Source organism: Mesorhizobium sp. P160187 (assembly GCF_057766425.1).
This window is the reverse complement of sequence record NZ_JBYMDX010000003.1, coordinates 2,749,853-2,768,115: the sequence shown is the minus strand read 5'-3', so window position 1 is coordinate 2,768,115 and position 18,263 is coordinate 2,749,853. Positions and strand designations below refer to the sequence as shown.

Genomic DNA, 18,263 nt, shown 5'->3' with positions numbered 1-18,263 from the left:
CGCAATCACTCTTGCCGTGACGGCCAACCGAAATGTTCTTCTGGCGCGAGCCCGCCGGATCCCAGTACTGGTTTTAAGCAATTCCCAAAGGGAGGCGCTACGCGCTTCTCCCGGGAAAACCGCTGCACACTTTTCCTGGAATTGCTTTAGCCATGCCCCTGCAGATCGTCCATCATCCCGACTACGATGCCGGCTTCGCCGTCAATCATCGCTTTCCGATGAGCAAATATCCGCTGCTGATGCAGGCCTTGCATATCAGGGGTCTGATCCATGCCGGGGCGCTGTCGATGCCCGAGCCGGCGCCGGCCTCCTGGCTGAAGCTCGCCCATGCGGCTGATTATGTCGACCAGGTCATCACGTGTTCAGTGCCTGAAAAGATCGAGCGCGAGATCGGCTTTCCCGTGGGACCGCGCGTTTCGCTCAGGGCGCAACTCGCCGCCGGCGGCACGGTGCTGGCGGCGCGACTGGCGCTTATCAATGGCATTGCCTGCAACAGCGCCGGCGGCAGCCACCATGCGCGGCGCGCGCAAGGCGCGGGCTTCTGCACCTTCAACGATGTTGCCGTCGCTTCGCTGGTGCTGCTAGCCGAAGACGCGGTGAAAAACATCCTGATCGTCGATCTCGATGTGCATCAGGGCGACGGCACCGCGGACATCCTGAAAGGAGAGCCACGCGCGTTCACCTTTTCCATGCATGGCGAGCGCAATTATCCGGTGCGCAAGATTGCCTCCGATCTCGACGTTGCCCTGCCGGACGGCACCGGCGATGGCGCCTATCTCGAACGGCTGGGTGTCCTCCTGCCGGAGCTCTCGGCCAAGGCGCACTGGGACATCGTCTTCTACAATGCCGGTGTCGACGTGCATGCCGAGGACCGGCTCGGCCGGCTGTCGCTCAGCGATGACGGCGTACGTGCCCGCGACGCCATGGTGATCGGTCATTTCCGGGCGCTGGGCATCCCGGTCTGCGGTGTCATCGGCGGCGGCTATTCGACCGATGTCGCAGCGCTCGCCGCGCGCCACGCCATCCTGTTCGAGGTGGCGTCGGACTTTGCCTAAGTGGCCTTTGGTTTGAGCATGATCTTTTCCGAAAACCGGTTGCCACTTTTCGGGATCATGCTCCGCTTCACTTGCGGTAGTTCGCGACCCTGAGCAGGATGAACACCGGCACGACGATCGCGGCGCCGAGCAGGATATAGCCCAAGAAGCGATAGACCGCGTTGAAGCCGAGGTTCCAAAGATCGATGAAGAAACCCTGGATGCGGTAGAAGACGTCCATCGGCGTCCAGCCGAACGCATTCATGACCAGGCCGACCAGGAACGAAACGACCAGCAGCTTGACGATCACCCTGACGGGCGAGTCACCGAGAAAGCGCGTCACTGTGGACAAGGGGCCTGCCTCCAGATTGGTGTGCCCGGATTCGGGGTACAAACCCACGAATACGCACTTGCTGCGCCCGCATCAAGGCGGGCGGACGGCGCAATCGGTCGGGTTTCCAACAGCCGTTTCCGAACAGCTGTCCAAGGGCGATTGCCCGAAGCACGCCCATCATGATATCGAGAGGCCGACGCGGGTATGATGTAATGGTAGCTTGTCAGCTTCCCAAGCTGAACGCGAGGGTTCGATTCCCTCTACCCGCTCCAGTTCCTATCCCACTTCCCGCAAGATAAAATCGTGCAGCATCTTGGCTGCCGGCGACAGCACGCGGTTCTTCACCGTGATCAGGCTGTAGGGGCGGACCTCGATGTCGAACTCGGTCTGGACGACATCGATGGCGCCGGCGAGACCGTCGGGGTTCTGGATGAATTTTGCCACTTGGATCGACACCGGGGCGATGGCGTCGGACTGCGCCACCATGACCAGTGTGAGCAGCAGCGACGAGGTGTTGAGGATGCGGTCCGGCAGGGCGATGTTGCGGTTCAGGAAATTGCTCTCCATCGCCTGGCGCAGCGGCGACCCGCCCGACTGGAACACCCAGTCAAAGGCGGCGGTGTCCTCCAGCCTCACCGCCTTCCCATTGTTTAGAGGATGGCCGTTGCTCAGCGGGTGGCCTCGGCGCACGATCAGGCAGGCCTTCTCGACGCCGATGACGCGCGATTCGAACAGGCGCGGATTGAGGTCTTCGGGGACACGGGCGATGATGAAATCATGGCGCGTGGCGATCAGTTCGCGCGCCAGCACATTCGACGTCTCGACCTGCATGGTAATCTCGATGCGCGGATAAAGGCGGCGTATCTCGCGGATCGCCGGGACCGCCAGTTCGATCGCCGGCGCCGTCACCGCGCCAAGGAACACCGAGCCGCCCTTGCCGGCCTTGAGCTCCGATATTTCGCGGTCGGCCTCGCGCATTTCGAGCAGGATCGAGCGCGCGCGCCGCGCCAGCGCCTTGCCGTAAGGGGTGAGCGTGATGCCGCGCGGCAGCCTTTCGCACAGCTTGACCTCAAGCACCGCTTCCATCTCGGAAATCATGCGCGAGGCCGCCGGCTGCGAGATGTTCATCACCTGGGCGGCCGCGCTCACCCGACCGTGATCGTCCAGCGCTGCGATCATGCGCATGTGACGCAGGCTCAAGCCACTGCGCAGAAGTGTCTCGCCATCGCCCGGCAATTCATCGTAACCGCTTGAAATTCCCTGAGGACCTCGTAAAGCCGCCATGCCTTTTCCCGCTTCCGCCACTGTTCCAGCCCGGTCTAGTCATATACCGGTTTTGGTATAGCAACCACCGAAGATCGCATTTGACAGTTATGGCAAAGGGTCACACTTTCGCGCGTCCTCAAGACTTGACGGTCGATGACGAGCAAAATCGTATCGATTTAAATCAAGACTGAGGGCCGATTGGGAGGATACCGGAGATCGATTATGACGGCGGCGGCGCTTTGGCGCATCCGCCCGACTGCGCGGCCCGCGAAGCCCCGAGGTGTCGCGTCCATCAACCAGGGAGAGTTTTACGTGAAAATCATCAAGACACTGGCCGCCGTCGCGGCCCTTGGCATCGCTGCCATGACCTACTCGGCGCACGCAGCCGACAAGGGTCTTGTCGGCGTGCTGATGCCGACCAAGACCTCGCAGCGCTGGATCAATGACGGCGATGCCGTCAAGTCCCAGCTCGAAGCTCTCGGCTACACGGTCGACCTGCAGTACGCGCAGGACGACATCCCCAACCAGCTCAGCCAGCTGGAAAACGAAATCACCAAAGGCCCGAAGGCGCTGATCATCGCTTCGATCGACGGCACCACCCTTTCGGACGCGCTGCAGAAGGCCGCCGACGCCGGCGTCGTCGTCGTCGCCTATGACCGCCTGATCAAGAAGACCGCCAATGTCGATTACTACACCACCTTCGACAATTTCGGCGTCGGCGTGATCCAGGCGAACTCGCTGGTCAAGGGTCTCAAGGAGCGCTTCCCGAACACCAAGCCGTGGAACGTCGAACTGTTCGGCGGCTCGCCGGACGACAACAACGCATTCTTCTTCTACAACGGCGCAATCTCGGTGCTGCAGCCGCTGATCGATGACGGCTCGATCAAGATCAAGTCCGGCCAGACCGGCATGGACAAGGTCGGCACGCTGCGCTGGCTCGCCGCGACCGCCCAGGCGCGCATGGACAACCTGCTGTCGGCCAACTACTCGGACGGCAGCCGCGTCGATGGCGTTCTTTCGCCCTATGACGGCCTGTCGCGCGGCATCACCGCTTCGCTGCGCGCCGTCGGTTACGGTACCGACGCCCAGCCGTGGCCGATCGTGACCGGCCAGGACGCCGAGACCGCTTCGGTCAAGCTGATCATCACGGGCGAGCAATACTCGACCGTGTTCAAGGACACCCGCGAACTGGCCAAGGCCACCGTCGAACTCGTCGACAAGGTGCTCTCGGGCGGCAAGCCGGACGGCCTCGACGAAAAGACCTACAACAACGACGTCAAGGTCGTTCCCTCGATCCTTTTGACGCCGCATGAGGTCGACAAGTCGAACTACCAGGCACTGGTCGTCGACTCCGGCTACATCAAGGCCGACGAACTGAAGTAATCCGTTTATAAAGACAGGGGTCCTGCGCGACGCAGGACCCCTTTCCGTTCACAAGCGACCCCGGTATTGTTTCTACCGGACTTTGTTTCCGTGCATGTCGTTGTCTCAAACCGCAAGCACTTTTGAGCGACATGCAACAGGAGGAGCTTGCCCTGATGACGACGATTTTGGAGATGCGCGACATCACCAAGACGTTCCCCGGCGTGAAGGCGCTGTCGAACGTCAACCTCAGCGTCGAGGAAGGCGAGATCCACGCCGTGGTTGGCGAGAACGGCGCCGGCAAGTCGACGCTGATGAAGGTTCTGTCGGGCGTCTATCCCGCCGGCACATATGACGGCCAGATCATTTTTCAGGGTCAGGAATGCCAGTTCAAAGGTATCCATGACAGCGAACACAAGGGCATCGTCATCATCCACCAGGAGCTAGCGCTGGTGCCGATGCTGTCGATCACCGAGAATATCTTCCTCGGCAACGAAAACGCCCGATATGGCGTCATCGACTGGGATGCCAACGAGGCGCGCACCGCTGCCTTGTTGAAGAAGGTGGGCCTCAAGGAGGACCCCAAGACACTGATCACCAATATCGGCGTCGGCAAGCAGCAGTTGGTCGAGATCGCCAAGGCGCTGAGCAAGGACGTCAAGCTTTTGATCCTCGATGAGCCGACCGCGTCGCTCAGCGAGAAAGACAGCCAGGCGCTGCTCGATCTTCTGCTCGAATTCAAGCGACAAGGCATGACCTCGATCCTGATCTCGCACAAGCTCAACGAGATCAACCGGGTCGCCGACAAGGTAACCGTCATCCGTGACGGGCGCACCATCGAGACGCTGGCCAAGAAGGATATCTCCGAAGACCGCATCATCACCTCGATGGTCGGCCGTTCGCTCGACGACCGCTATCCGCCGCGCGAGCCCAAGATCGGCGAAGTCGTGTTCGAGGTGAAAAACTGGTCGGTCTATCACCCGCTCCATGCCGAGCGGCAGGTGATCAAGGGCATCGACCTCAATGTGCGCAAGGGCGAGGTGGTCGGCATCGCCGGGCTGATGGGCGCCGGCCGCACCGAATTCGCCATGAGCCTGTTCGGCCGCTCCTATGGCCGCCGCATCACCGGCGAAGTGCTGCTCAAGGGCAAGCCGGTCGATGTCTCCTCGGTAAGCAAGGCGGTCCAACACGGCATCGCCTATGTCACCGAGGACCGCAAGACCTACGGCCTCAACCTCATCGACCATATCAAGCATAACATTACGCTGGCCAATCTCGACGGCGTGTCGCGCCACAGCGTGATCGACGACATGCGCGAACTTGCGGTCGCCAACGACTATCGCAAGAAGACCAATATCCGTGCGTCAAGCGTCTATCAGATGACCGGCAATCTTTCCGGCGGCAACCAGCAGAAGGTGGTGCTGTCGAAATGGCTGTTTGCCGATCCTGACGTGCTGATCCTCGACGAGCCGACACGCGGCATCGATGTCGGCGCCAAGTATGAAATCTACACGATCATCGCGCGCCTTGCCTCGGAGGGTAAGGCGATCGTGGTCATCTCGTCGGAAATGCCGGAATTGCTGGGGATTACCGACCGCATCTACGTCATGAACGAAGGGCGCATGGTGGGCGAAATGCCGGCGGCGGAAGCAAGCCAGGAAAAGATAATGCGCGCCATCGTCCGGGGAGAAGGAAAAGCAGCATGAGCACCGAAAGCGCCCCCGCCCCGCAGGGCAACGTCGCCGACGAACAGCGCCCGCGCATCGCCGTCTCGGCGCTGGCGACGAATTTACGCGAATACGGACTGATCATAGCCCTGATCGTCATCATGCTGTTCTTCCAGTTCACCACGTCGGGGACGTTGTTCAAGCCGGTCAACCTCAGCAATCTGGTGCAGCAGAACTCCTTCATCATCGTGATGGCGCTGGGCATGCTGCTGGTGATCGTATCGGGCTATATCGACCTCAGCGTCGGATCGGTCGCCGGTTTCATCGGCGCGCTGGCGGCAAACATGATGGTCATCTGGCAACTCGGACCGCTGAGCAATCCCCTGGTGGTTTCGATCGTCTGCCTGGTCGCGGGTGGCCTGATCGGCGCCGCGCAAGGGTATTGGATCGCCTATCACCGGATACCGAGCTTCATTGTCACGCTGGCCGGAATGCTGATCTTCCGCGGCATTTGCCAGGCGTTGCTTGGCGGCGGCTCGTCGGTGGGTCCGCTTCCCGACGACTTCAAGATGCTCAGTTCCGGCTTCATCCCGGATGTGATCGGCCCACTGACGCTCGTCCCGCCGGTCGTGAACGCAGCCGGCAAGACCATCATGGGCAGCGGCGTGACCCTGCACATGACGACGGTCGTGCTGGGGCTGATCGCCGTGCTCGCCTATGCCTATTTCGGGGTCCGCACCCGGCGCAAACGAGAACGCCATGGTTATGAGGCCGAGCCCTTCACCCTGTTCGTCGTCAAGACGCTGGTCGCCAGCGCGCTGGCGCTGTTCCTGGTCTATGAGTTTGCCAGCTACCGCGGCCTGCCCGTGGTGCTGCTGGTCATGGGCGTGCTGATCACGCTGTTCGTCTTCGTCACCAAGCGCATGACCATCGGGAGGCGCATCTACGCCATGGGCGGCAATCCCAAGGCGGCGCAGCTGTCGGGCATCAACACCGAGCGGCTGACGCTGATGGTGTTCATCAATATGGGCGTGCTGTCGGCGCTTGGCGGCCTGATCATCGCGGCTCGTCTGGGCCAGGCGGTCCCGGCGGCGGGTCTCGGCTCGGAGCTCGACGTCATCGCCGCCGTGTTCATCGGCGGCGCCTCGGCGATGGGCGGCGTCGGCCAGGTCATCGGGGCGGTCGTCGGCGGCTTCATCATGGGCGTGATGAACAACGGCATGTCGATCATGGGCGTCAATGTCGACTGGCAGCAGGTGGTCAAAGGCCTGGTGCTGCTCGGCGCCGTGATCTTCGACGTCTACAACAAGAACAAGGCCTGACAAGCTTCAGGCGAGGCAAGCAGGAGGCATACGGTCGCGGCGCAGCCGGCAAGTTGTCGGCATAAGAAGTCCCCCGAGGGATGGAGCTCGCGAGCGCAATCCGGACGAAGAGTTCAACCCGTGGCGCGGCGAGGTCCGAGCCGCGCAGGTCAAGGTTTGCCAAGGGGCAACCCGGCCAAGGCACATGAGAGAGGATTTCATCATGCTGATCTCCCAGATCCTCGACGACGCCGAGACCATCCGCGTCGTCGCCCGCAATGGCGGCGGCAAGACCAGGATCATCAACGGCGCCCGCAGCGTCTATTCGCTGGCCATGGAAGCCGCGCGCACCGGAACGGGCCTCGCCGCGCTGATCGAGCGCAAGGGGTTCGGTGAAGCGATAGACCTCGACGCCGTCTACAAGAAGGGCCGGCTGGTGTCGCCGATCAACCATCCCGATCCTGCGCATCTGCATCTGACCGGCACCGGCCTGACCCATCTCGGCTCGGCGGCGACGCGCGATTCCATGCACAAGAAGCTCAGCGATGGCGGCGAGGAGCAGCTTACCGATTCCATGAAGATGTTCCGCATGGGGCTCGAAGGCGGCAAGCCGGCCAAGGGCCAGACCGGCGTGCAGCCGGAATGGTTCTACAAGGGCAACGGCACCATGGCGGTGGCGCCGGGCGCCGCACTGATGTCGCCGGCCTTTGCGCAGGACGCCGGCGAGGAGCCGGAAATCGCCGGCATCTATGTCATCGGCGACGACGGCGCGCCGTTCCGCGTCGGCTTCACGCTGTCGAACGAGTTTTCCGATCATGTTACCGAGCGGGTGAACTATCTGTTCCTGGCACATTCCAAACTGCGCAACGCCTCGTTCGGGCCGGAAATCCTGATCGGCGACCTGCCGGCCGACGTCAGGGGCTCATCGCGAATCTATCGCGACAGCAATTTGCTGTGGGAAAAGCCGTTCCTGTCGGGCGAAGCGAACATGTCGCACACAATCGCCAATCTCGAACATCATCACTTCAAATATTCGGCCTTCCGCCAGCCGGGCGACGTGCATGTGCACATGTTCGGCACGGCGACGCTGTCCTTTGCCGACGGCATCAAGACTCAGGCCGGCGACGTGTTCGAGATCGAGGCCGGGGATTTCGGCCTGCCGCTGCGCAACCCGCTGGAGATCGAGCAGCCGGTGAAGGTGGCGGTGAAGGCGCTTTGAGGCAGCATCACATTTGGGAGCCGGAATGAACGGAATGCGGCTTGTCATTGTGTTCACGGGCGTGGCCCTGTTCCTGACCCAACCGTCGGTGGCCTTTAGCGCCGGCCAGTGCAGCCCGAAGTCCTATCGTGAAGCCCGTTTGGCGATGACGAGCCGTCTTCTGGCAACCGGCTATTCGAAAGCCCAGGTGAGCTTTCTGATGCGCAACACGGATCACATGACATCAGCGCTTCGCACCGACAGGCTGAACAACAATGGCAAGGTCTGCGGCATCGACTCCGCCAAGGCCCATGTCCTCGGTTGCCTCGACAAGCAGTTGTTCCCGTTGAAGCGCGGCTCAAACGCTTCGCTCGACGAGGTCAAACTGACCGAAGGCTTTTGGGGCAGGAAACGTTTGGCCGCACGCGAACTGCTGTTTATCGGCCATTTTCATGCCTGCCTTGGCGCCGCGAAAGAGTATCTCTTTCGCGGCTGACTCCGGCGGGCCGGAAGTCAATAAATATCGAAATCGAAATACTTGGCCTGGATCTTCTTGTAAGTGCCGTCGGCGACGATGGCGTCTATCGCCGCATTCAGCTTGTCGCGTAGCGCCGTGTCTTCCAGGCGGACAGCGATGCCGGCTTGCGTCTCGGTGCCCTTGACGTCGCCGACAAGCTTGCAGCAGCCTTCGCTCGCCTTCTTCAGCCAGTCCATCAGCACGAACTTGTCGGAGATGACGGCGTCGAGACGGCCGTTCTGCAAGTCGGTGATCGCCTCTTCCTGGGTGGGGTAGAGTTTCGCCTCGGCGCCGGCCTTGCCATAGGCGTCCTGCGCATAGTCGGCCTGGGTGGTCGAGGCCTGCGCGCCCACCGTCTTGCCGGCAAGGGCTGCCGGTTCGGTGGAAGTGAGGTCGCTGTCCTTGGGCGCCACCAGCGCCAGCGGCGTCGTGTAGTATTTGTTGGTGAAGGCGACCTGTTTCTTGCGCTCCTCGGTGATGCTCATCGAGGCGATGATGGCGTCGAACTTTTTCGCCTGCAGCGCCGGGATGATGCCGTCCCAGTCCTGGGTGACGATCTCGCACTCGACCTTCATCTGCGCACACAGCGCATTGGCAATGTCGATGTCGAAGCCCTCGATCTTGCCGTCCGCGGTGATGGTGTTGAAGGGCGGATAAGCGCCCTCGGTGCCGATCTTCAATTTCTCCTGCGCCTCAGCCAGCGAGCCGGCCGATATCACCAGCATGGCAGCGCCCGCTGCCGATATGATCCATATTGAAATCTGCATTTTGGTTCCCCTTGCGCGCCGTTCTCTTGCCGGCCACCGAAAGGCAGCCAAGCATGGTGAGGCAGCGCAGGCAAGTATTTTGCCTGACGGTGATCGAAGGTTCAGCCGGCGGGGCGGAAATGCTTGGAGAGCTTGAGGCCTTGCGCCTGGTAATTCGAGCCGAGATCGGTGCCGTAAAGCGCCTGCGGCCGCTTCAGCATGTGTTCGTAGACCAGCCGGCCGACGATCTGGCCGTGGTCGAGGATGAACGGCACTTCGTGGCTGCGCACTTCGAGCACCGCCCGGCTGCCGGTGCCGCCTGAGGCCGAATGGCCGAAGCCCGGATCGAAGAAGCCGGCATAGTGAACACGGAATTCGCCAACCAGCGGATCGAAGGGCGTCATCTCGGCGGCGTAGAGCGGCGGCACGTGCACGGCTTCGCGGCTGACCAGGATGTAGAACTCGTCCGGGTCGAGCACCAGTTCGCCGGCGCCGCTCTTATAGAGCGGCTCCCAGAAATCGACGGCATCCTGGGCGGCGCGCTTGTCGACATCGACCAAGCCGGTGTGATGCTTGCCGCGATAGCCGACCAGGCCGTTCTGGTCGCCGTCAAGATCGATCGACAGCGCAATGCCGCCGCCGGAAATGTTGGGCGGCTCGGTCGCCACCAGCATCTCGGCGCGGTGCAATTCGTTCAGTTCTGCCTCCGACAACAGCGCGTTGCCGGTGCGAAAGCGGATCTGCGACAGCCTCGATCCGGCGCGTACGACGATCGGGAAGGTGCGCGGACTGACTTCGAGATAAAGCGGCCCGTGATAGCCGGGGGCGATCTTGTCGAACTCATGGCCGCGATCGGTCATCACCCGGGTGAAGATGTCGAGCCGGCCGGTCGAGCTCTTCGGGTTGGCCGAGGCCGACACGTTTGCGGGCAGCGCCAGGCGTTCGAGCAGCGGCACGATGTAGACGCAGCCGGTTTCCAGCACCGCGCCCTCGGCGAGACTGAACTCATGCAATTTCAGCCGGTGAAGCTTGTCGGCCACCAGATGATCGGGACCCGGCAGGAAGGAGGCGCGCACGCGAAAAGCCTTGTCGCCGAGCCTGAGATCGAGGCTCGCCGGCTGCACCTGGTCGACATCGAGCGCGCGCGGCGACTTCAGCGCGCCGGACTGAAACAGCGCGGAAATGTCCTGATCGGGAAGAATGCCTGTCTGCCGCAAAAGGCTGGCTCCGCTCCAAGGTCGGTCTCTTTGTGGCAGGTTCTTGCCGCAAAACCGCTGGATATTATTGCGGAACCTGCCTGGTACAAACCTCTTAATGAAGCCGGCAATTGACGCAAGCGCAGGTGAGGTCTAAAGGGTCGTTATCCCGTGGTGATTTGGCCGGTCGGCTTGCAGCCACGTTAAACAAGTCGCTAAAGGACCGTCGGGCCGCAAGGCCATATGGACCGGTTGCGACTTTCGCGGCCGGTTTTTTTGTGTCTGGAACAAAAGCGATGAGCACCAAGAAGCGTAACTGGAAACCTCAGACCGCACTCGTGCACGGGGGAACGCTGCGTTCCCAGTTCGGCGAGACGTCCGAAGCGATGTACCTCACCCAAGGCTATGTCTACGAGACGGCGCAGGCTGCCGAGGCCCGTTTCAAGGGCGAGGAGCCGGGCTTCATCTATTCGCGCTATGCCAACCCTACCGTCGACATGTTCGAAAAGCGCATGTGCGCGCTGGAGGGTGCCGAAGATGCGCGCGCCACGGCGTCCGGCATGGCTGCGGTGACGGCAGCGCTCCTGTGCAGCGCCAAGGCCGGCGACCATATCGTTGCGGCGCGCGCGCTGTTCGGCTCCTGCCGCTGGGTGGTGGAGACGCTGGCGCCGAAATACGGCATCGAGGCAACGCTGGTCGACGGCACCGACATCGCCAACTGGGAAAAGGCGGTGCGGCCGAACACGAAACTGTTCTTCCTGGAAAGCCCGACCAATCCGACGCTGGAAGTGGTCGACATCGCAGCGGTGGCGGCGCTCGCCACCTCGATCGGCGCCAGGCTGATCGTCGACAATGTCTTTGCCACGCCCTTGCAGCAGAAGCCCTTGCAGCTCGGCGCCCATATCGTCGTCTACTCCGCGACCAAGCACATTGACGGCCAGGGACGCTGTCTCGGCGGCATCATCCTGTCGGACAAGAAATGGATCGACGAGAATTTGCACGACTATTTCCGCCACACCGGCCCGAGCCTGTCGCCGTTCAACGCCTGGACGCTGCTCAAGGGCCTGGAGACGCTGCCGGTTCGGGTGCGCCAGCAGACGGAAAGCGCGGCCAAGATCGCGGATTTCCTGGCAGGACGGCCGGAAATCGCCCGCGTCATCTATCCCGGCCGCGCCGACCACCCGCAGGCCGACATCGTCAAGAAGCAGATGACGGGCGGATCGACGCTGATCTGCCTCGACGTGAAGGGCGGCAAGCAGGCGGCCTTCGCCTTGCAGAACGCGCTCGACATCGTGCTGATCTCCAACAATCTCGGCGACGCCAAGAGCCTGATCACCCATCCGGCGACCACCACGCACAAGAACCTCAGCGACGAAGCTCGCGCCGAGCTTGGCATCGGGCCGGGAACGCTCAGGCTGTCGGTCGGTCTTGAGGATACGGACGATCTGCTGGAGGACGTTGCGCAGGCGCTGAAGGCAGCCGGGTAGGCCGCGAGGCGTCACGCTCCCGACGAAGCCTCTTCCAGCTCGGCCGTCTTGGTGCCGATGATCATGGTGTTGCCGCGCCAATCGACGGCGCCGCTCAGCCAGCCGCGCGCCCAGATGGCGGGAAGCATCATGTCGCGGACCATCATCGCCGGGACCATGCGCAGCGACAGATGCCAGCCCTTGGCCGCGGCCAGCGCGCATTCGGGAATGTAGGCCGCCGCCAGCACGGCCAACACCGTGGCCGGCAGGCTGATGCCGGCACTTGCTGCCGCCACCAGCGCCAACGCCAACGGCACGGCGACGCCGGTCAGGATCTCGGGTGCGAAAAACAGCGGGAAAGTGACGCGGCGCAACCGCGCCCAGCGCGCCTGACGCGACCAGATGTCGGCAAGTCGGCGCTGCCCCAGTGGTTGCTCGAAAGGCGAGGCAACGAGATTGACGCGCAGGCCCAGTCCGTTGACCAGCTTGGTTGCAGCAGCATCCTCGGCGATCTCGGCGGCCAGCGCGCGGATACCGCCATTGGTATCGAGCATCGGCTTGTTCCACAGCATGCTCTTGCCCTGGGCAAAGCCGAGGCCAAGCGCCTCGCCGGCATATTGCCAGCGCGCCTGCAGCGTGTTGAGGAACGCGCATTCGACCTCGGCCCAGAAGCCTTCCGGCCGCGAGCCGATCGGCGTCGAGCAGATAAGCCCGGTATTGGTCCGCCAGGCCGCCATCAGGTGCTGGACGTAATCCCTAGGCATCAGCACGTTGGAATCCGCCAGAATAACCCAATGATTGCGCGCCGCTTCCCAGCCCTTGACGCAGTTGTTGAGCTTCGGGTTGCTGCTGACGCGGTCGTCGCCGATCAGCAGCCGGGCCGGCACGTTGGGAAACAGGACGATCGCCCTGTTTATCAGTTTGACGACGGGATCGTCGGCGTGAGCGACGCAGAAGATCAGTTCGTAGCGCGGCCAGTCGAGCGAGAAGGCTCGCTGCAGCGTCTCTTGTGTGAACGGCTCCACGCCGCGCGACGGCACGACGATCGAGACCGGTGGCTGCTCGTTGGACGGCGGGGGGATGAGACGGCGCGCTTGCAGTTTCGACGAAGCAAGCAGGATGCTGGCGAGATTGGAAAGAAGCAAAGCGGAGGAGGCGAAGGCGGCTGTGAGAGCTGGTTCCATCGAGATCTGGTCACTCCGGAAAGGCCGCTCGCGGCTGCTTTGTCAGTCGACAGATGGGCCTTGAGTCGCCGGCAAGGTTTGCGCACACCAACATTGTCATGTGTCACTTAAATGACATTGTTTGTCGGCACCTCCGCTTTGAGGCTGGCAGGACATGCCGTTGTGCGCGTATCAAACCGCATAGCGCGACAAATGTTCCTTGCCGCGCAACCGGAGCAGCCCATGTATCGCGCCGTCACGCGCAACATCGAAGTGCAGGTCAGACCGTTCTACCTGGAGGACCGCTCGGACCCGGCGGAGAACCGTTATGTCTGGGGCTACCAGGTGACGATCGACAACCAGTCGGACGATTTCGTGCAGCTTATGTCGCGTTACTGGCACATCACCGACGGCAGCGGCCGGATCGAGGAAGTGCGCGGCGCCGGCGTGGTCGGCGACCAGCCTGAGCTCAATCCCGGCGACAGCTATCAATACACGTCAGGCTGCCCGCTCTCGACGCCCTCCGGCTTCATGGTCGGCCACTACACCATGCGCAACAAAAAGGGCGAGACGTTCGACGTCGCTATTCCCGCGTTTTCGCTGGATCTGCCGGGGACGCGGCGGACGGTGAATTAGGGGTTTTCTCCCCATCTCTATACGGGGAGGAATGCCCGGCAGTGCAACGAGGGGCGCCGCCGGACTCATGAGGTTATCTTCCACGCACATGACGTAGGCTATGCGCGGCCATTCACCAAAGTTCGCGCTGCCCCTCATCCGCCCTTCGGGCACCTTCTCCCCGTGAACGGGGAGAAGGAAGAGATGCTACTGAGTTGCAAACTCCGCCGGGTCGAAGTCGTACTGCTTCGAGCAGAACTCGCAGGCGACGTGGATGCCGCCATCTTCGGTGCTGTCCTTGATCTCCTGCGCGGAAAACCCCTCGAGGATGCCGCGTATCTTGTCCCTTGAGCAGGAACATTGGTCGGCGACCGGCACGCCGCCGAAGACGCGCACGCCATGTTCGTGGAACAGCCTGAAGAGCAGCCGCTCGGCGCCGATGGTCGGGTCGATCAGCTCGGTCGGCTCGATGGTGCCGAGCAGCGCCACCAGCTCGCGCCACGAATTGTCGGCCGGCTCCTGCGTCACGTCACGCGGATCGCCGTCGCCGCCCGAAATGTCGGGCACGCGCATGCGCTCGGGTGACTGCGGCAGGAACTGCGCCAGGATGCCGCCGGCGCGCCACTGCTCACGAGCGCCGCCGGGACCTGGCGTCAGAAGCTTGGCCACCGACAGCCTGAGGTCGGTCGGGATCTGCTCCGACTGGCGGAAATAGGTGCGCGCGGCGTCCTCCAGCGTCTCGCCGTCGAGCTGGACGATGCCCTGATAGCGCTGCGTGTGCGCGCCCTGGTCGATGGTCAGCGCCAAAACGCCGCTGCCCAGCAGCGTCTGCTGCGAGGTCTGGCCTGCGGCCACCAGGGCCTCCAGCCGGTCGGCGTCGAAACGCGCATAGGCGCGCAATGCCGAAGGCGTGGAGAAATCCGCGACCAGCATGTCGACCGGGCCGTCGGTGCGGGTCTGCAAGATGAACTTGCCTTCGAATTTGAGCGAGGTGCCGAGCAGCACCGTCAGCACACAGGCTTCCGCGAGCAGGCGGGCGACCGGCTCGGGATAGTCGTGACGGTTGAGGATGGCGTCGAGCATCGGCCCGAGTTGCACGGTGCGGCCGCGCACGTCGAGCGGGCCGACCTCGAAGGGTACGACATGATCGTCGCCGGCATAGCCGAACTCGCCGAGTTTGGGGTGATGTTCAGTCACTTGATGCGTTTCCAACATGACAAAGCTCCAGGGCGTGGCCATGCGGCCCGGAGGGGTGCATGCGTCCAAACGCGCTTGATTTGCGTGATGGGGCGCAAATAGGCATCGCGCCGCCCCGGATCAAGCGCTTGGAGATCAAGCGCCTGGAGATCAAGCGCCCAGACACCAGGCCAAAACCGCCTTCTGGGCGTGGAGCCGGTTCTCGGCTTCGTCGAAGACCACCGAATGCGGACCGTCGATGACCTCGTCGGTCACTTCCTCGCCACGATGCGCCGGCAGGCAGTGCATGAACAGGGCGTCGGGCTTGGCCCTGGCCATCAGCGCCGCATTGACCTGATAGGGCGAGAAGACATTATGGCCGCGGGCGCGGTGTTCCTGGCCCATCGACACCCAGCAGTCGGTGACGATGCAGTCGGCCTGGTCGACGGCCTCTTCGGGCGAGCGGGTGAAGTGCAGCTTGCCGCCATTGGTCTTCGACCAGTCGATGTGCTTCTGCGCCGGCTCGCTGCCTTCCGGCACTGCGACGTTCAGGTTGAAGCGGAACCGCGCCGAGGCCTCGAGCAGCGAATGCAGCACGTTGTTGCCGTCGCCGGTCCAGGCGATGGTCTTGCCGGCAACCGGACCGCGATGCTCCTCGAAGGTCATGATGTCGGCCATCAGCTGACAGGGATGGGTGTCGTCGGTCAGCCCGTTGATGACCGGAATCGTGGCATTCTCGGTCAGCTCGAGCAGCCGCTCATGCGACGTGGTGCGGATCATGATGGCGTCGACATAGCGCGACAGCACCTTGGCGGTGTCGGCAATGGTCTCGGAGCGGCCGAGCTGCATTTCGGTCCCGGTCAGCATGATGGTCTCGCCGCCGAGCTGTCGCATGCCGACGTCGAAGGACACGCGCGTGCGCGTCGACGGCTTGTCGAAGATCATGGCCAGCACCTTGCCTTCGAGCGGTTTGGTCCGTTCGCCGGCCTTGAGGCGCGCCTTGCGCACCACCGCATCGTCCAGCATCAGGCGCAGATCGCCTTCGGAAACGGCGGAAAGATCGGTGAAATGGCGAAGGCTCATCGGGAATGGCTCTCGGGATTACTTCGAGGCGGCCGCGGCGATGGCGTCGGTCAGGCCCTTGGCGCCGGCGCGGATGCGATCGAGCGCTTCGCCGATCTCGGCGTCGGTGACGGTCAGCGGCGGCAGCAGACGAATGACGTTGTCGCCTGCCGGCACCGCCAGCAGATGCTGGTCGCGCAGCGCCATGTTGACCTTGGTGTTGGGCATGGCGCATTTCAGGCCAAGCATCAGGCCGCTGCCCCTGATGCCTTCGATGACATCAGGAAATTCGTCGGCGACCGCCGCCAGGCCCTGCTTCATCAGCAATGCCTTGCGCTGGACGTCTTCGAGGAAGCCGTCTTCCAGCACGACGTCGAGCACAGCGTTGCCGACCGCCATGGCCAGCGGATTGCCGCCGAAAGTGGTGCCATGCACGCCTGCCGTCATGCCGACGACAGCGTCGTCGGTGGCGAGGCACGCGCCCATCGGGAAGCCGCCGCCAATGCCCTTGGCAATCGCCATGATGTCGGGCGTCACGCCGGTCCATTCATGCGCGAACAGCTTTCCGGTGCGACCGATACCGCACTGGACCTCATCGAAGATCAGCAGCAGGCCATGCTGGTCGCAGAGCTGCCGCAGCCGCTTCAAGGATTGCGTCGGCACCGGGCGGATGCCGCCCTCGCCCTGTACCGGTTCGATCAGGATCGCGGCGGTCTCTGGTGTGATCGCCTTCTCGGCGGCGTCGATGTCGTCGAAGCCGACCTGGTCGAAGCCTTCGACCTTGGGGCCGAAGCCTTCGAGATATTTGTACTGGCCGCCGGCGGCGATGGTCGCCAGCGTGCGGCCGTGGAAGGCGCCTTCGAAGGTAATGACCCGGAAGCGCTCGGGATGGCCCTTGACGAACTGGTAGCGCCGCGCCGTCTTGATCGCGCATTCGAGCGCCTCGGCGCCGGAATTGGTGAAGAACACCTTGTCGGCGAAGGTGGCGTCAGCCAGCCGCTCGCCGAGCCGGGCCTGCCCCGGGATCTCGTAGAGATTGGAGACGTGCCAGAGCTTGGCCGCCTGTTCGGTCAGCGCCGAGACCAGATGCGGATGGCTGTGGCCCAACGAATTGACCGCGATGCCGCCAGCGAAATCGAGATATCGCTCGCCCTTGTCGGTAACCAGCCAGGTGCCTTCGCCATGATCGAAGGCCAAAGGGGCGCGGGCAAAGGTCTCGTAAAGCGCCGAACCGCTCATTATATGCGTCTCCGGTACCGGAAAAATCAAAAAAGCCGCCAAAGCGGCGGCCTTTGCGGCTTATCGTGTTTTTCGGCCATGAAGTCAACGAAAACGTCGTGCAGAGGCGCGTGGCCAGCTCCCGACGAGACGCCGGCTCATAAGCGACCGGGCAAGTTGGGGAAAACCTAAAAAACCGATTCGTGTTGCACCTGGGACTCTTGTCACCGAGTCAACACATGAGGTAATTGTAGTCGGGAAATAACTAGATTTCGTGCGGCGGACCTAATCACCTAATATATGTGGTGTCTGCCCCGGCAAAGATTGCCGGGTCGGGAACGGATTCCGGCTGCCGCACACATAGCAGGAGCGCGGTCTCATGAACTGGACTGACGAGCGGGTCGAACTTCTCAGGAAACTGTGGTCGGAGGGCTTGAGCGCAAGCCAGATCGCCGCACAACTCGGCGGGGTCAGCCGCAACGCGGTCATCGGCAAGGTGCACCGGCTGAAGCTGTCGGGCCGCGGACGCTCGACCGCGACGCCGGCGCGTCAGAAGAAGACAACGCAGGGATCTTCGATCCAGAAATCGGTGCCTCGCGCCGCAACCACGCAGCGCCATGTCACGACTTCGATCGGGGCGAACGCACTGCAGGCGCAGTTCGACGCCGAGCCGGTGGCGCGCCACTACATCCGCCCGGTCGAAAACGTCGTCGTGCCGATCTCGCGGCATCTGCAGCTCACCGATCTCACCGAGCGCACCTGCAAATGGCCGAATGGCGATCCGCTATCGGAAGACTTCAACTTCTGCGGCAACGAGGCGGCTGAAACCGGACCTTACTGCAAGTACCACGCAAGGGTGGCGTTCCAGCCGGCTTCAGAGCGGCGCAGGAGCCGGTAGTTAGGAATAGGGATTGGGGACTGGGCAGTAGGGAATGGGGTAGC

General features: G+C 62.8%; 17 protein-coding genes, 1 tRNA gene and 1 riboswitch. Of the genes, 10 read left to right on the top strand and 8 right to left on the bottom strand.

The window, feature by feature from the left end; all coding sequences use genetic code 11:
• Positions 1–152 precede the first annotated feature (152 nt).
• A complete protein-coding gene (locus AC3CCE_RS16740; RefSeq protein WP_023681940.1) occupies positions 153–1,055 on the top strand; it encodes a histone deacetylase family protein in 903 nt (300 codons plus the stop codon).
• A gap of 67 nt (positions 1,056–1,122) precedes the next feature.
• Here the strand turns inward: AC3CCE_RS16740 and AC3CCE_RS16735 are convergent, their stop codons facing one another.
• Entirely contained in the window at positions 1,123–1,386 is a 264-nt protein-coding gene (locus tag AC3CCE_RS16735) for a DUF6460 domain-containing protein (RefSeq protein ID WP_023681941.1), read from the bottom strand.
• Between the two features lie 180 nt (positions 1,387–1,566).
• Between AC3CCE_RS16735 and AC3CCE_RS16730 the strand changes: the two genes are divergently transcribed.
• Positions 1,567–1,640, top strand: a tRNA-Gly gene (locus AC3CCE_RS16730).
• Between the two features lie 4 nt (positions 1,641–1,644).
• Here the strand turns inward: AC3CCE_RS16730 and AC3CCE_RS16725 are convergent.
• Positions 1,645–2,652, bottom strand: coding sequence for a LysR family transcriptional regulator (locus AC3CCE_RS16725; protein ID WP_023681942.1), 1,008 nt, complete (start codon positions 2,650–2,652; stop codon positions 1,645–1,647).
• Between the two features lie 294 nt (positions 2,653–2,946).
• Between AC3CCE_RS16725 and chvE the strand changes: the two genes are divergently transcribed.
• From chvE to AC3CCE_RS16700, 5 genes are all read left to right on the top strand, one after another.
• Positions 2,947–4,017: a multiple monosaccharide ABC transporter substrate-binding protein gene (chvE, locus tag AC3CCE_RS16720; protein ID WP_023681943.1), complete on the top strand. Its 1,071-nt coding sequence runs from the start codon at positions 2,947–2,949 to the stop codon at positions 4,015–4,017.
• A 152-nt stretch (positions 4,018–4,169) separates the two neighbouring features.
• Positions 4,170–5,702, top strand: a complete 1,533-nt coding sequence (gene mmsA / locus AC3CCE_RS16715; protein WP_031203726.1) for a multiple monosaccharide ABC transporter ATP-binding protein — start codon at positions 4,170–4,172, stop codon at positions 5,700–5,702.
• A complete protein-coding gene (mmsB, locus tag AC3CCE_RS16710; RefSeq protein WP_023669637.1) occupies positions 5,699–6,985 on the top strand; it encodes a multiple monosaccharide ABC transporter permease in 1,287 nt (428 codons plus the stop codon). The genes mmsA and mmsB overlap by 4 nt, the downstream gene beginning before the upstream one ends.
• A 202-nt stretch (positions 6,986–7,187) precedes the next feature.
• Positions 7,188–8,183 carry an AraD1 family protein gene (gene araD1, locus AC3CCE_RS16705; protein ID WP_023669636.1) on the top strand — a complete coding sequence of 332 codons (996 nt, stop codon included), beginning with the start codon at positions 7,188–7,190 and terminating at the stop codon, positions 8,181–8,183.
• A 25-nt stretch (positions 8,184–8,208) separates the two neighbouring features.
• On the top strand, positions 8,209–8,658 hold the full coding sequence (locus AC3CCE_RS16700; RefSeq protein WP_031195624.1) for a hypothetical protein: 450 nt from the start codon (positions 8,209–8,211) through the stop codon (positions 8,656–8,658).
• A 17-nt stretch (positions 8,659–8,675) separates the two neighbouring features.
• Here AC3CCE_RS16700 and AC3CCE_RS16695 read toward each other — a convergent pair whose 3' ends face one another.
• Both AC3CCE_RS16695 and AC3CCE_RS16690 read right to left on the bottom strand, forming a co-directional pair.
• A complete protein-coding gene (locus AC3CCE_RS16695; protein WP_352623878.1) occupies positions 8,676–9,446 on the bottom strand; it encodes an ABC transporter substrate-binding protein in 771 nt (256 codons plus the stop codon).
• Between the two features lie 101 nt (positions 9,447–9,547).
• Positions 9,548–10,642 (bottom strand): 2'-deoxycytidine 5'-triphosphate deaminase, encoded by a 1,095-nt coding sequence (locus tag AC3CCE_RS16690; RefSeq protein ID WP_023669634.1) that lies wholly within the window; start codon positions 10,640–10,642, stop codon positions 9,548–9,550.
• Positions 10,643–10,782: 140 nt separating this feature from the next.
• Positions 10,783–10,860: riboswitch (SAM riboswitch) on the top strand.
• Between the two features lie 57 nt (positions 10,861–10,917).
• Here AC3CCE_RS16690 and AC3CCE_RS16685 point away from each other — a divergent pair.
• Positions 10,918–12,108 (top strand): O-succinylhomoserine sulfhydrylase, encoded by a 1,191-nt coding sequence (locus AC3CCE_RS16685; protein ID WP_023669633.1) that lies wholly within the window; start codon positions 10,918–10,920, stop codon positions 12,106–12,108.
• Between the two features lie 11 nt (positions 12,109–12,119).
• Here the strand turns inward: AC3CCE_RS16685 and AC3CCE_RS16680 are convergent, their stop codons facing one another.
• Positions 12,120–13,271, bottom strand: a complete 1,152-nt coding sequence (locus tag AC3CCE_RS16680) for a ceramide glucosyltransferase (protein ID WP_023831973.1) — start codon at positions 13,269–13,271, stop codon at positions 12,120–12,122.
• 222 nt (positions 13,272–13,493) lie between these two features.
• Between AC3CCE_RS16680 and apaG the strand changes: the two genes are divergently transcribed.
• Positions 13,494–13,886 (top strand): Co2+/Mg2+ efflux protein ApaG, encoded by a 393-nt coding sequence (apaG, locus tag AC3CCE_RS16675; RefSeq protein ID WP_023681948.1) that lies wholly within the window; start codon positions 13,494–13,496, stop codon positions 13,884–13,886.
• Positions 13,887–14,072: 186 nt separating this feature from the next.
• Here the strand turns inward: apaG and AC3CCE_RS16670 are convergent, their stop codons facing one another.
• From AC3CCE_RS16670 to AC3CCE_RS16660, 3 genes are all read right to left on the bottom strand, one after another.
• Positions 14,073–15,104, bottom strand: a complete 1,032-nt coding sequence (locus tag AC3CCE_RS16670; RefSeq protein ID WP_352623881.1) for an Hsp33 family molecular chaperone — start codon at positions 15,102–15,104, stop codon at positions 14,073–14,075.
• 108 nt (positions 15,105–15,212) lie between these two features.
• Positions 15,213–16,124 carry an ornithine carbamoyltransferase gene (gene argF, locus AC3CCE_RS16665; RefSeq protein WP_023681949.1) on the bottom strand — a complete coding sequence of 304 codons (912 nt, stop codon included), beginning with the start codon at positions 16,122–16,124 and terminating at the stop codon, positions 15,213–15,215.
• 18 nt (positions 16,125–16,142) lie between these two features.
• Complete coding sequence (locus tag AC3CCE_RS16660; RefSeq protein WP_023745297.1) at positions 16,143–17,342, bottom strand: aspartate aminotransferase family protein; 1,200 nt, start codon at positions 17,340–17,342, stop codon at positions 16,143–16,145.
• Between the two features lie 358 nt (positions 17,343–17,700).
• On the opposite strand from AC3CCE_RS16660, the gene AC3CCE_RS16655 reads away from it, so the two are divergent.
• The gene (locus AC3CCE_RS16655) at positions 17,701–18,219 is read left to right on the top strand and encodes a GcrA family cell cycle regulator (protein WP_023669627.1); all 519 of its coding nucleotides are present in this window, start codon (positions 17,701–17,703) and stop codon (positions 18,217–18,219) included.
• Positions 18,220–18,263 lie beyond the last annotated feature (44 nt).

Bases quoted from the DNA above. Each gene is read 5' to 3' on its own strand.
- AC3CCE_RS16740 (WP_023681940.1), top strand. From the start codon at position 153: ATGCCCCTGCAGATCGTCCATCATCCCGACTACGATGCCGGCTTCGCC.
- AC3CCE_RS16725 (WP_023681942.1), bottom strand. From the start codon at position 2,652: ATGGCGGCTTTACGAGGTCCTCAGGGAATTTCAAGCGGTTACGATGAA.
- mmsB (WP_023669637.1), top strand. From the start codon at position 5,699: ATGAGCACCGAAAGCGCCCCCGCCCCGCAGGGCAACGTCGCCGACGAA.
- araD1 (WP_023669636.1), top strand. From the start codon at position 7,188: ATGCTGATCTCCCAGATCCTCGACGACGCCGAGACCATCCGCGTCGTC.
- AC3CCE_RS16700 (WP_031195624.1), top strand. From the start codon at position 8,209: ATGAACGGAATGCGGCTTGTCATTGTGTTCACGGGCGTGGCCCTGTTC.
- AC3CCE_RS16695 (WP_352623878.1), bottom strand. From the start codon at position 9,446: ATGCAGATTTCAATATGGATCATATCGGCAGCGGGCGCTGCCATGCTG.
- AC3CCE_RS16685 (WP_023669633.1), top strand. From the start codon at position 10,918: ATGAGCACCAAGAAGCGTAACTGGAAACCTCAGACCGCACTCGTGCAC.
- AC3CCE_RS16680 (WP_023831973.1), bottom strand. From the start codon at position 13,271: ATGGAACCAGCTCTCACAGCCGCCTTCGCCTCCTCCGCTTTGCTTCTT.
- apaG (WP_023681948.1), top strand. From the start codon at position 13,494: ATGTATCGCGCCGTCACGCGCAACATCGAAGTGCAGGTCAGACCGTTC.
- AC3CCE_RS16670 (WP_352623881.1), bottom strand. From the start codon at position 15,104: ATGGCCACGCCCTGGAGCTTTGTCATGTTGGAAACGCATCAAGTGACT.
- argF (WP_023681949.1), bottom strand. From the start codon at position 16,124: ATGAGCCTTCGCCATTTCACCGATCTTTCCGCCGTTTCCGAAGGCGAT.
- AC3CCE_RS16660 (WP_023745297.1), bottom strand. From the start codon at position 17,342: ATGAGCGGTTCGGCGCTTTACGAGACCTTTGCCCGCGCCCCTTTGGCC.
- AC3CCE_RS16655 (WP_023669627.1), top strand. From the start codon at position 17,701: ATGAACTGGACTGACGAGCGGGTCGAACTTCTCAGGAAACTGTGGTCG.